Below are 13,179 nucleotides of genomic sequence, written 5' to 3' on the forward strand. Positions count from 1 at the left end.
GTTGATGGTGTACCGGTCGCATTCGACAAGGATCGAACTCCATGTCGCCGAGCGGTGCATATCGAATGTCGATCTCCACGAGAACGACCCCTGAGCCGGGCATGTCTAGTCGTTGGTGGGGTAATCGGACATCATGGTGCGATCGAGTATGTGGCTTCCGCTGGAGCGGCCGACCTATTCGGCCCTGACTAGTGACATCGATGTGGATCTAGCGGTGGTAGGTGGAGGCTGGGTGGGCCTGCACGTTGCCTACCTCGCACAACGTGACGGCGCACAGGTCGCGGTGGTGGAGGCCGCGGAGATCGCGTCAGGTACGACCGGGTACTCCACCGCGAAGCTCACCAGCCAGCACGGGTTCATCTATGACGCCCTGGAGACCAGGCATACTGTCGAGGTGGCTGAGCAGTACGCGACTGCGAACGTCGCAGGCATCGACCTAGTCACGGGGCTGGTCGACGAACTCGGCATCAGCTGCGATCTCACACGTGCCCCTGCCTGGGCCTACACACTCGAGCCGACGCGGCGCGATGAAGTGGCATCAGAGGCCGATGCAGCTCGGCGACTCGGTTTGCCTGCTCACCTGGACGAGACGATCGACCTGCCGTTCGAAATCGCAGCAGCGGTGCGTTTCGACGGCCAGTACCATCTGGACCCAGTCCGGTACCTCAATGAGCTGGCAGAGGCGTTCGTCTCCGCCGGCGGAACGATCTACGAGCACAGCCGCGCCACCTCCGTCGATGAGCTACGCGACCAGTCCGTGAACATCTCCGTCGAGCGCATCTCCGATCGAGGCCTCGGGCACAGTAGCGTTCGCGCCAACCAAGCCGTCGTCACGACGTTGCTTCCCTTGGGCTCACTGGGCGGGTACTTCGCCAAGACGCGACCGATCGGCGCGTACGGCATCGCCGTACGGCTGCGCAATGCCGCGCCCGCCGGTATGACCATCCAGATCGAGCCACCGAACTGGTCTACCCGACCCTGGCTGGCCGCCGGCCCCACCGGGATGATCGTCGTCGGCAACGGTCACCAGGTCGGCAAGACTGACGACGCTGCCTACCGATCGGACGAGCTGGCAGCCTGGACGCACAACACGTTCGAGGTCGAAACGATCGAACATCGCTGGTTCGCCCACGACTACAGCACCCCTGACCTGTTGCCATACGTCGGATATTCGCCCACGAGCACCGCGATCCTTGTCGCGACCGGATTCAGGAAGTGGGGACTCTCCAATGGCGCCGCTGCCGCACTGATGCTCACCGACCACCTTGCCGGTCGCGAGAACAGCTGGGCGGCGCCCTTCAATGCCGGCCGTATCGGCGACGCTAAGGCGGTCGGCAAGCTCGTCACAGGCGGCTTCCACGTCGGCAAGGAGTTCATAGCCGGCCGTCTCGGCAACGACCACCCGACCTGCACCCACCTCGGTTGCCCATTGCACTGGAACGCCCCAGACTCCACCTGGGACTGTTACTGCCACGGCTCCCGCTTCGACTCCACCGGAGCCGTCCTGACCGGCCCCGCCGTCAACTCGTTGAAGCTCGATACCGACAAGTAGGCGCGTACTACACGACGACCATGCCAGGCTTGGGCGACCAGCATCGCTGATGCACAGTCCTCCCCACTGCGTTGACGACCGCTGGCCCGCGGCGGGGAGGACAACACAGCAGAGATTGCCTTAGCCAACGAGGAGACGGCGCCGAGAGCACGGTGAGAGCGGTCGGCGCCGCAGGATCACGTCAGGCATGCGTGAGCCCTATGGAGTTCCAAGTCGGCGAGGAGGTGGCGGACCCGGCGTTCGTCTTCGTCGGATCGGTGGGACCTGCTCGACGTCGAGGCCGGTGGATCGCCGAGGTTCTCTTAGCGGAGGTGCGGGAAGATCAGCGCGTCGCCGCAGCGCATGAGATGACGACGTCTGCAGCGCTGACGATTCATTAGCCGAGGTTCCGGGATCTCTTGGGAGATGTCGATGCACGTTCGTTCATGGCAGCGATCGCTGCGCTCATCCTGACTCGGACATGTGCTGGTGCAGGACCTGCCGCGCCTGATCGCCGCCCTCGGCGTTTCCTTCGACTCCCCCAGCTCCTACGTCGGCGAGGCCGAGCTGGCCGACGCACCTGCCGAGGCTGCAGAGTCCGGTCTCCGAGTTCACCAACGAAGACGCCGAAGGCGCCGATGACGGCTGAGACGAGCAGTGACCTTGGCCCTTAGGATCGTACTGCCCTTGCGCCGGTCGCATACCTTGTCAACCTGCTATTGACGTCGGCATGCAAGCGGGCCTGGCTGCCCAGTGCTTAGCGGTCGACGGGTGTGGATAGGTAGACCCTGTTTCCTTCTACCCGGTCGACCTCATCCGCGCCGACATAGATGTCCGAAGTCAGGATGCCGCGACGGTTGATCTTGACGTATCCGATCCGGAGCAGCCTCGCGGCTTCCTGGTCCGGTACCTGAAGTCCTCCTACGCCGAATGCCGAAGCGATCTGGCCCACTAAGGTCATGTCATCAGGGGACGGGGTCTGTCCCTGCTCGGTGACAGCCGCCGGGTCGCCCATCTTCACTTCTGAAACCTCGCCCACCACTTCGTTGCGGGCGTCCAGCACGGTCATGGTCTCCCGCACCGCGGTGATTGGGCCGAGCTCGTTTCCCATCGTTCCGCTCATCGTTTCTCCTTTCGTAGCGGTGCGCCAGGAAGTGGCGTAGCACCGGGTGTCGTTGACCCGCATTGCCCTGTTTGTCGAGTCGGTTTGTCTAGTTCGGACCGCGCACAAGGTTCTTTCGCACGGTCCGCCTTCCAGGTACTTGTCGGTGTCATCGGTGGTGGACGGTGCCCATGTGTGCGGATGGAGTGCGCGCGGCGTGTCCGGGCGGAGGTCATTCTGCCCAGACCAGGGCCGCTGGCCAGGGTTTGGAGTGGGGGCATTGTTTCGGCCGTGCGGGGTCGGGATCGGTGGCCCAGCAGTACCAGTCGAGTTCGGTGGCGACGCGGACCATCGAGGTTCCTGCCGGGTCGGTGTAGACCTCGGACGCTGCCCTGTATCCGCGGAGATAGGTGCTTTGCTCAAGGTGCTCGTCGATGGCGATCAGGACGACACGATCGCCGCTGATGTGAACGTCAGAGCAGGCTGGGCGTGGCATCTGCGGGGGTGGAGCTGGAGACCTGCTCTCTGGCGCGGGCACGAATCGCCGTTGCGCTTCGCGTCGCACCACGGTTCGCACGTCGGCGAGCGGATGGGCTCGTGGAGTGGCCAGAACCTTTCCGACCGACCCCTGGTACGGCTGGTAGAGCAGCTGGCGCCTCGAGGCGTGGCGCGGATGTCTTGGGTGGTGGGTGGCATCTGGAGGCATGGCCTTCTCCTTGGGGTTCGCGGTCGCCGAACGGGCGGATCTACCCGCCTGGGCGGCGCGCCACCTTAGTCGCGGGGTGCGGGCGGCGCTGCGCCGTGATGGGCTTGGGTTGGACGGTTGCGGCTTCTTAGCGCGATGTCGGTTCGGGTTTCGATGGTGGACAGGTTGCGTGCGGTTTGGATGAGCGGGACATGGCTGAACGCTTGGGGGAAGTTGCCGGTGAGGCGCTGCGCGCGCGGGTCGTATTCCTCCGCGAGCAGCCCGACGTCATTGCGTAGTGCGAGGAGTCGTTCGAATAGTTGATGGGCTTCGTCGCGGCGTCCCATGAGGGCGTAGTTGTCTGCGAGCCAGAAACTGCAGGCGAGGAAGGCGCCTTCGCCTGGTGGCAGCCCGTCGACCCCGCCAGAACGTTCAGCTTGTCGGTCAGCGGTTCTGGAGCTGGCTGGGTCGACGTGGGCCGGGGGCTGGGTATAGCGGTGGACGAAGCCGTCGACGAGGAGTTCCTTCTCGATCGCGGCGACGGTTCCACGGATGTGTTCGTCGCTGGCGGGGAGGAACCCGACCAGCGGGGCCATGAGCATGGCGGCGTCGAGCTCGGCGGAACCGTAGTACTGGGTGAAGGTTCCGCGGTCGTGGTCGTAGCCATGGGTGAGGATGTCGGAGCGAATGTCGTCGCGCAGCGCCCGCCACCTGCGTTCCGGGCCTGGGAGCCCGAAGTCTTGGACTGCTTTGACGGCGCGGTCCGCGGCGACCCAGGCCATGAGTTTGGAGTGGGTGAACTGTTGCGACTCGCCGCGAACTTCCCAGATACCTTCGTCGGGGCGGGTCCAGTGGCGCTCGAGGTAGCCCATCATCGCCGTTTGCAAGGCCCAGGCGTCTTCGTCTCTGGCGAGTCCGTCCTTGCGGGCTTGGTGAAGGGCGTCCATCACCTCGCCGTAGACGTCGAGTTGGAACTGTTCAGACGCGGCGTTCCCGATCCGTACCGGGACGGAACTCTCGTAGCCGGGTAGCCAGTCCGCGTCGTACTCGGTGAGGCGTCGTTCGCCGCCGACGCCGTACATGATCTGCATGCTGCCGGGGTCGCCGGCGATCGCCCGGAGCAGCCACTGCCGCCACGCTTCAGCCTCACTGAACAGGCCGCTATGCATGAAGGCCTGCAGGGTGATGGTGGCGTCACGCAGCCAGCAGAACCGGTAGTCCCAGTTCCGCACTCCGCCCAAACGCTCCGGCAACGAGGTGGTCGTCGCAGCAACGATGCCGCCAGTCGGGGCGTACTGCAGGCCCTTCAACGTCAGCAACGACCGCACGACAGCGTCCCGCCACTCGCCGACGTAGGTGCACGGTGCGATCCAGTTTCGCCAGAACGCGTCGGTGGTGGCCAGCGCAAGATAGGGGTCCACCGGATGCGGGGCAGGTTGGTGGGAAGGGCGCCAAGTCAGCACGAACGGTGCGGAGAAGCCCTCACCGACACTGAACTCGGCCACCAGCACAGACTCCTTGGCGAGAGCGTTGGTGAGTGCGTCCGCGCTGTTCCCGTGGTCGCTGCGTCCACCGTTGCCGTCCTCACCGGTGCTGCTACCGCGGCTGGCTCTGCTGTGGACTTCGATGGGAGTGCGCAGCCACACCGCATCCGGTCCGGCGGCGGCGACAACGTCGTGCCCGATACGGCGCACCCAGGGTAGGACGCGGCCGTAGTCGAACCGCAGCGTCAGTTCCATTCGCATCGACACTCGGCCGCGGACGCCTTCGACGATGCGGACCACATCAGCCGCCTCGCCCCTGGGCGGCATGAAGTCGACCAACCGCACGGTTCCGTCCTCGGTGTCGAACTCGGTCTCCAGCAGCAGCGTGTCGCCGCGGTAGCGGCGCCGCACCGCATGGACCTCACCGGCAGGCCCAAGCAGCCAGCGGCCATGCTCAGGTCGACCCAACAACGCGGAGAAGATGGCGCTGGAGTCGAACCGGGGCAGGCACAACCAGTCGATCGAGCCATCTCGCCCGACCAGCGCCGCGCTTTGGGTGTCACCGATGACGGCGTAGTCCTCGATCGGCAAAGCCACCACGGACCTCCCTCGTTGATGTGATCGTCTGTCTCCTCCGATGGCTAGCGTTCATCCGATGACGAGCGCAGGGGCCCGGAGGTCATGTATCCAGGGGCATCGCGGACGGACGGGGGTTGTCATTCACGTTCGGGTTCAGCCCGTGTGGACCGAATGGTGTCGGGAATGGTGTGGGCTTCGGCGATCTTGGAGGCCACGGCTGCTGCCACCGCAACCGTGGGGACCGCGAGCAGGGCGCCAGGTATGCCGAGAAGCACGGTTCCGGCAGTCACGGTCATCAAGGTGACGAGAGGGTGCAGTCGCACCGCTCGACGCATCACCAGAGGTTGGAGCAGGTTGCCCTCGACCTGCTGGACGACCAACACCACAATCAGCACGATCACCGCGTCGCGCAGATCGTTGGTGACCAGGGTGGCCAACACGGTCACAGCGCCGCTAACAGTGGCGCCGATAATGGGTATGAAAGCTCCGACGAACACGAGCAGGGTTAGAATAATCCACATCGGCACGCCGAGGACGAGCACCGCAGCGCCGATTACGACCGCGTCGGCGGTTGCGATGATGAGCACACCGGACGCGTAGGCGGTCAGCGTCGTCCATGCCTGCTGTCCCGCGGTGTCGAGGCGACGCCGGTGTCGCGTGGGAACCTTCGCTGTGATCCACCGCCACATCGTGAGGCCGTCCTTCAACAGAAAGAACGTGGCGAAGATCGACAGTACGACTGCGCCGAGCAGGTATCCGACGCTCTGGGCGCCCGCGAGCGGACCGGGAACGATGTTCTTCAACGCCTCCAGGATCCGATCCTGGACCGCGTCGAGCTGCGCGGCGTCCAGCGCCAGGGGCCCGGTGATCAGCCAGCTCCGCAGCCTGTCCAGCCCGGTGCCGACCGTTTCCGCCAACTGGTCGGCCTGGGCGGCGACGCGGGTCGACAACACCACCACCAGCCCGATCGGGATCCCCAGCAACACCACCAACCCCAGCAGAGCGGCGACCGCTGCCGGCGCCCCGGTCCGGCGCAACCGGCTACACAACGGATAGACCAGGGCCGTCGCTAAGACGGCGATGGCAAACGTCAACCACACCACCGCCAACCGCGCTACGAGCGGGCCGGCCAGCCAACACACCGCCGCCGCCACGACGAACGCGCCCCCAAAACCCACCACGCGAACCACCCATACCGGCACCACAGCCGGCACAAGTTGTGCCAGTCGCTCGGCGGTTGAGCGGTGCTCCGACGGGTCTCCAGATGTGTGTTCCGACGGGTCTCCCGAGGTGTGTTCTGCGCGGCCCACCCAGGCGGCACGTTGCCGGGCCCGGTGGCGTCCACGGGCAACCCGCCGTGGTCCGATACCGGCGACGGGACCAGGGATCACGGCAGGGTTCATGGATCGGGTCCGTTGGTTCAGCGACGGTTGTGGGGGTAGCCGGGGTAGACGTACCCGGGCAGCCAGTGCGGAGAGTAGCCATAGTAGCCATAGAGGCCCTCGTAGAAGCCTCGCTGCTGTGTGAGGTCTTGGGCGAGGTCTGGGTCGTAGACCGGGGCCGCGGCTACCCGATCGCGCTCGACATCGATATGGACCGCGTCCTCGTCCACCCTAGTGACGGCATCCACAGGAATGAGTTGCTTCTTGGTGCCGATGCCCAGGAAGCCACCCGACCCAACCTGAAGAAACCGAACCCGCCGCTCCTCCTCATCGATCAGCAGACCATCGACATCACCGATCTCCTCCCCTGACCGGTCGACTACGACGCGTCCACGAACATCGTCGTTCCCATCCGCCACGGTCAAGTCCGTATCACCAAGTCGCACCAAAACAGACTGCGCATCCTCGCCCATGAATCCTCCTTCGCTACGTTTCAAACTGTCCGACCAAGCGGCCGAACATCGTCTGGTCTCGTCCTCCGATGCCGCGATTTCGTAGGCATCGACTCCTTTCTCACCGCTCGTTCGCCTTGGGCCGCATCGTTGGGCCTCAACCAGGCAGCGGTTGTTGGCCATGTGGCGGCGTTTGGTGGGGCGGTGCTTGGTTGAGATCGGCGGTCAAGAACTTGGCCGGATCACCAGCGGCTCGAGCCCCGGAGCCGAGCCAGCGGTGAAAGTGCGCGGGGTGGCGCCGTTGCAGCTCGTCGAGGTAGCGCTGCCGAAGGTCGACAATCTCGATGCGGTCCGCGTCGGAGGTGGCGTTCTCTAACGTTCGGAAGCTGCGCCGCCAAGCCAAACATAGCTCCCGGTCGTCGAGGCCTTCCGGTTCGGGACCGAACTGCCTGGACCCCATGGGCCCCGCCGGTATCGAACACCCGGGTGGGTTGGACGGCAGGGGCGGTGCAGGACGACTAGGATCCTTCGTCCTTGGGGCAAGCCACCACCTCGGCTCATCACTCTCATCACTGCCGGGTGGGTGCTTGGCATCTGGTGGCCGCCGTGTTCGGTCCACACGGCGGGGATCGTCGCCGGATGGTGGGTGGGGGCGGATATAGCGGCGGTGGAGTCTGCTGAGTACCGGCGGTGATGCCACTGCGATAAGGATCATGACCGGCAGAGCAAACCATCCAGTCGTGGCGAGATGCCCGGACGCGGCGACTGCGGCGATTCCGGTGACGAAGGAGTCGGCGGCCACACCGGGTCTAGAGGGGCCCTTGGCGGGGGGAGGCCCTGCAGACGGGGGAGCGGCCCATGCCCGAGCAGCCGAGGGCTGCGCGATCATAAAGCCGGCAGCGATACCGAGCCCGAAGACCGTCAACGTGCCGGCGACGGACCAGAACAAGGCGAGGACGAAGCCGGGCAACGCCCACAGCCCGGCGACCATCCACCACACTCGTCGGTACACCTTCATCTCAGCCCTCCCCTTTGGAGGTCCATCCGGTCTATGACTTCCGTTGCTTCATCGTCTTCAGATGTTTATGACGAACCCTCGTGGAAGCCGGATCCTCCCGATCGACGGGCGATTCGCATTCGACAGATCCGCAAGCCTCGAACTCGTCGGCACGCTTGTAGCGGGGCTACCCACACGCCAAGCGCTTATGCCACTGGGATCGCGTCGTCACAGACTCGTCACAGAGTCGCAATCCAAGCGTGGGTCGGGCGAGCGGTTGGGCAGCGCCGCGGGCCCAGGTAACAGGCGGTCGGCGAGCCAACATGTCCGGACAACTCCCATCCGCCAACCCTCCGGATCGGCACTCGGTATCGTCAGCTGCGTTGTTCACCTCCGATCAGGTCGGCTGCGGTGCTCGACCGCGGAGACGCGGTCAAGCCCGGTGCGTCCAAGCAATCCAATGTCCGTTTGTTGGGTGTCCCGGTGCCCGAGTCTGGGGATCAGATGCCTCTGGCGATCCGTGGCTCAGGCATCTCTCCCGCGAGCATCTCGGCCGCGTCGTTCGAGTTGGTTGCTGACGTCGACGACGCCTCGTGTATCCCAGGCGTCGTCGCCGGCGGCGCGTTTGGCGAGCCACGAGGACACCTCGCCGCCGAGAATGACGACGCGCTGCTTGACGTCCACCTTGATCGTGTCGTCTTGCGTGTGCGGGTTGGTGTGGAGCCGGTCGACGATGACGGCATTGATTTCGCCGTCGCTGAACTCGCGTTCCGCGGGTGGAGGATCCGTGCCGAACCACGAGTCGTAGTAGCGGCCTGTTGGATAGCTCCAGGGCGGCACCGGCGCCACGGCGGGGGGTTCCGCCATCCTTGCGACGGTCTCCCTGGCGACGCGTTCGGCGTTCGCGGCTTCTTCGCTGCGGCGAAGATCATCTGGTCCTAACATCCCAGCCCACCTCCTCATCGATAGACGATTGAACAATCGATACACGCTTTGAAATACGGTTCAACGAGCGCATGGGCAGGCGAGCACCCAGTGTCCGGGCATCGACTCCTGCCATACCGGCGGTACCTGTCCGCAGGTCGGCGTCGCGCGCGGACACCGGGTGTGGAACCGACAACCCGACGGAGGATCCATCGGGCTGGGAAGGTCGCCCTCAAGCACAATCCGCTTCCGTAACGCCGCTGCATCTGGATCTGACACTGGCACCGCCGACAGGAGTGCCTGGGTGTAGGGATGCAATGGATGACGGAACAGCTCCCTTGTGTCGGCGAGCTCGACCAGCTGCCCCAAGTACATGACCCCCACCCGGTCACAGAGGTAGCGCACGACCGACAGGTCGTGAGAGATGAACAAGTAGGTCAGGCCCTTGTCCTCCTGCAGCCTCCGTAACAGGTTGACGACCTGCGCTTGGATCGACACGTCGAGGGAGGAGACGGGCTCATCGGCGACGATGAACGCGGGTTCGACGGCCAACGCGCGAGCGATCCCAATCCGCTGCCGTTGCCCGCCGGAGAACTCGTGCGGATAGCGGCCGGCGTGCTCGGGTCTCAGGCCGACGGTTTCGAGAAGCTCGCCGACGCGGTCGAGGCGCTCCTTCCGGCTGTCGGCGAGTCCGTGAATGTCGATGCCTTCCGCGACGATGTCGCTGACGATCATGCGGGGATTGAGCGATGCCTGCGGGTCCTGGAAGACCATCTGCATCGACCGACTGAGCTCGCGCGCCTTACTCCGGCGGCTCGCCTTCGCGTCGAAGATGTCCTCACCGTCGAACAGGACGTGCCCATCGGTGGGTTCGTGGAGCCGGACGAGCACCCGTCCCGCGGTCGTCTTCCCGCACCCGGATTCGCCGACCAGCCCGAAGGTCTCGCCCCGATGGATCTGGAACGAGACGCCGTCGACCGCTTTGACGCTTCCCTGTCCGACGCGAAAGTGTTTCCGTAATCCCTTCACCTGCAGCAGTGGTCTCCGCCCGGCTCGATCGGTCACCCGGCTGGATGCCCGGCCAGATGTTTGGTTGGATCCGACCGTCCTCACAGTGGTCTCCCGTCGATCGTCGGCAGGTCCACGTCTGGTGACATGGGATGGTGCAGCCAGCACGCGGCGATGTGCTCGGCCGAGAACCTCGTCATCTCTGGCATCTGATGCCCGCAGATCCCCATCGCGTAGGGGCATCGGGTCGTGTAGGGACACCCCGTGGGTGGATCGAGGGGATCAGGTGGCGATCCAGGGATCGTCGCCAGTGCCTGGCCGGAGTCGAGCGTGGGCCTCGGCACCGAGGTCAACAGTCCCCACGTGTAGGGCATTCTCGGCTGGTAGAACACTTCGCGGGCCTGGCCGATCTCGACGATCCGTCCTGCGTACATCACGGCCACCCGGTCCGCGATACCCGCCACGACTCCCAGGTCGTGGGTGATCAGGACGATTGACATGTCCAGCCGCTCTTGCAACTCGCCGAGAAGCTCCATGATCTGGGCCTGGATGGTGACGTCGAGCGCGGTTGTGGGTTCGTCCGCCAGAAGAATCTGCGGCTCGCACGCGAGTGCGATCGCGATCACGACGCGTTGACGCATACCTCCCGACAGCTGGTGTGGATACTGCCTGAGGCGCTCCTCGGGGTCGGGGAGGTGAACCATCGTGAGCAACTCCACCGCCCTCTGCCTGGCCTCACCGGAAGAGAACCCGAGCCGCTTGCGCAGGCCTTCGGTGAGCTGTCTACCGAGCTTCATGGTGGGATCGAGCGACGTCATCGGGTCCTGGAAGACCATCGCGATCCTCGAACCGCGTACTTGGTCGAGCTCGCGGTCGCCCAGCCGGAGCAAATCCGTGCCGTCGAGCATCGCCGAGCCGGCTTCGACATTCGCGTTGGACGGTAGCAGTCCGACCAGGCTCCTAGCCATCACGGACTTGCCCGAGCCCGACTCCCCCACGACAGCAAGGGTCTCTCCGCGTCGCAGATCGAACGAGGCTCCTCGTACCGCACGGACGTCGCCGGCATACGAGTGGAACGAGATCTCCAGATCCGACACTTCCAGCAGAAGGTCAGGCATCAAGCACCTCTAGCTTCGCAATCGGGGATCGAGGGCGTCCCGCAGCCCATCACCCAGGAGCCGGAAACCGACCGTGAGGAGGCTCAGGACGACAGCCGGAACGATCAGCAGGTACGGGTAGTACCGCATGGTCTCCGCACCGGTGTTGATCAGAGATCCAAGCGATGCCTCAGGAGGAGCGATCCCCAGCCCGATGAAGCTCAGGAAGGCCTCGAAGAAGATGGCCGACGGAACAGTGAACATCAGTGTGATGACGACGATGTAGAGCACGTTCGGGATCAGGTGCCGGAGGATCAATCGGCCGACCCCTGCTCCGAGCACCCGCGACGCCAGGAAGAAGTCCTGCTCCTTGAGCCGCAACACCTGACCGCGGATCAACCGCGCCGACGAGGTCCACCCCGTGATGACCAACGCGATCGTGATGGTGAGGATGCCGGGTTCCAGGACGAGCATCACCAGGATCATCACCACAAGGTTGGGTACTCCAACGAGAACCTCGACGACCCGCTGCATTACGTTGTCGACCTTGCCGCCGAAGTATCCGGAGATCGCGCCGTAGAACATGCCGATGCCGAGGTCCAGCACCGTGGCGAGGAACGCGATGTAGAGCGAAACTCGGGTGCCCTCCCACACACGGTCCCACATGCTGCGGCCGAACTGGTCGGTCCCGAACCATGCACCTTCCAGCGACGGACGCTCGTACTGCCGGTCGAGCGAGAGCTGCGAAGGAGAGTCCGTCGTGAGATATGGCCCGATCGCGGCGAGGGCGATGACCAAGATGATCACGCCGGCCGAGACCAGGGCCGTACGGTTCCGCCGCAGCCGCCTCCACGCGTCCCGCCAGAAGCCGATCGGTGCACCGGTGAGCTGCTCTGCGTCGTGCTCCAAAGGTCCGATGGGTTCGAAGACGCTCGGCTCGAAGCTGTCCTGGGTCTCCTTGGTCCGCCGCTCGTTGGTCGCCATGTCACCCACTCCTCGTTCCGGCAACCCGGATGCGCGGATCGACGACCCCGTACAACAGGTCCTGGACGAGATAGGCCGTCACGAAGAAGATCGAAAACAGGATCGTCGTGCCGACAATCATCGAATAGTCATTGACAGTGATGGACCGAACGAACTGCTCGCCAATGCCGGGGATGGCGAAGACCCGCTCGATCACGAGTGTCCCGGTGAGCAGCGCCGCCGCAAGCGGAACGATGATGGTGATCAAAGGCACCATCGAGTTCCGCAGCACATGCCGCGTCATCACATGGAACCCGCCCAGCCCCTTGGACCTCGCGAGCGTCACATAGTCCTGGTTCAGAACTTCCAGCATCTCCGTGCGGGTGTACGTCGCGACGACGGCCGCCACGTAGATGCCCAGAACCAGCGAAGGCAGTACCGAATGTGCCCAGCTCTCGAAGAACGCGATGGGCAACAGACCCCACTTGAACGCGATCCAGTACTGCAGCAGCGGAGCCAGCACGAAGATCGGTACGGAGATGCCCAGTACCGAGACAAGCGTGCTGAGCCGGTCCCACACCGTGTTGTGCCGCATCGCCGAGATCGCTCCTAGCGCGATCCCGCCTATGGTCCCGGCGACGATGCCCTGCAACCCCAGGAACGCCGAGACCGGCAACCGATCGAGAATGATCGCCGTGACCGGTCGACCGTTGAGGAAGTACGAGTTTCCGAGGTCTCCCTGGATGACGTTCCACAGGTACGTGGTGTACTGCACCAGCAGGGGTTCGTTCAGCCCGTACTTCGCTTCCAGCTGGGCGCGGGCCTGCTCGGTCAGTCGCTGGTCGTTGAACGGAGAACCGGGCAGGAACTGCATCAGCAGCCAGGTGATCGTGATGATCACGAACAGTATGACGACCGCGTTGAGCAGCCGCTTCACCGTGTAACGCAGCATGAACGACCAGTCCCCTTCAGAGT

Annotated in this window: 10 protein-coding genes; 1 reads left to right on the top strand and 9 read right to left on the bottom strand. The window is 64.6% G+C overall.

The window, feature by feature from the left end; genetic code table 11:
- The first annotated feature begins 148 nt into the window (after positions 1 to 148).
- Positions 149 to 1,552, top strand: a complete 1,404-nt coding sequence (locus JOD67_RS33885; protein ID WP_205121760.1) for an FAD-dependent oxidoreductase — start codon at positions 149 to 151, stop codon at positions 1,550 to 1,552.
- 736 nt (positions 1,553 to 2,288) lie between these two features.
- On the opposite strand, the gene JOD67_RS33890 is transcribed toward JOD67_RS33885, so the two are convergent.
- From JOD67_RS33890 to JOD67_RS33930, 9 genes are all read right to left on the bottom strand, one after another.
- Entirely contained in the window at positions 2,289 to 2,654 is a 366-nt protein-coding gene (locus tag JOD67_RS33890; protein WP_205121761.1) for a hypothetical protein, read from the bottom strand.
- 750 nt (positions 2,655 to 3,404) lie between these two features.
- Positions 3,405 to 5,441 (bottom strand): glycoside hydrolase family 15 protein, encoded by a 2,037-nt coding sequence (locus JOD67_RS33895; RefSeq protein WP_307782758.1) that lies wholly within the window; start codon positions 5,439 to 5,441, stop codon positions 3,405 to 3,407.
- 77 nt (positions 5,442 to 5,518) lie between these two features.
- Positions 5,519 to 6,571, bottom strand: a complete 1,053-nt coding sequence (locus tag JOD67_RS33900; protein WP_205121763.1) for an AI-2E family transporter — start codon at positions 6,569 to 6,571, stop codon at positions 5,519 to 5,521.
- A gap of 230 nt (positions 6,572 to 6,801) precedes the next feature.
- Positions 6,802 to 7,236 carry a PRC-barrel domain-containing protein gene (locus tag JOD67_RS33905; RefSeq protein WP_205121764.1) on the bottom strand — a complete coding sequence of 145 codons (435 nt, stop codon included), beginning with the start codon at positions 7,234 to 7,236 and terminating at the stop codon, positions 6,802 to 6,804.
- 1,501 nt (positions 7,237 to 8,737) lie between these two features.
- Complete coding sequence (locus tag JOD67_RS33910) at positions 8,738 to 9,175, bottom strand: BON domain-containing protein (RefSeq protein ID WP_205121765.1); 438 nt, start codon at positions 9,173 to 9,175, stop codon at positions 8,738 to 8,740.
- Positions 9,176 to 9,217: 42 nt separating this feature from the next.
- Positions 9,218 to 10,312 carry an ABC transporter ATP-binding protein gene (locus JOD67_RS33915; protein WP_372442375.1) on the bottom strand — a complete coding sequence of 365 codons (1,095 nt, stop codon included), beginning with the start codon at positions 10,310 to 10,312 and terminating at the stop codon, positions 9,218 to 9,220.
- Entirely contained in the window at positions 10,246 to 11,262 is a 1,017-nt protein-coding gene (locus JOD67_RS33920; RefSeq protein WP_205121766.1) for an ABC transporter ATP-binding protein, read from the bottom strand. Before JOD67_RS33920 ends, JOD67_RS33915 begins: the two co-directional genes overlap by 67 nt.
- Before the next feature lie 9 nt (positions 11,263 to 11,271).
- Positions 11,272 to 12,225: an ABC transporter permease gene (locus JOD67_RS33925; protein ID WP_205121767.1), complete on the bottom strand. Its 954-nt coding sequence runs from the start codon at positions 12,223 to 12,225 to the stop codon at positions 11,272 to 11,274.
- Between the two features lies 1 nt (position 12,226).
- Positions 12,227 to 13,156 carry an ABC transporter permease gene (locus JOD67_RS33930; protein ID WP_205121768.1) on the bottom strand — a complete coding sequence of 310 codons (930 nt, stop codon included), beginning with the start codon at positions 13,154 to 13,156 and terminating at the stop codon, positions 12,227 to 12,229.
- Positions 13,157 to 13,179: the final 23 nt, after the last annotated feature.

Origin of the sequence: Tenggerimyces flavus, assembly GCF_016907715.1 — a bacterium.
In the GTDB taxonomy this organism is placed as follows: Bacteria; Actinomycetota; Actinomycetes; order Propionibacteriales; family Actinopolymorphaceae; genus Tenggerimyces; species Tenggerimyces flavus.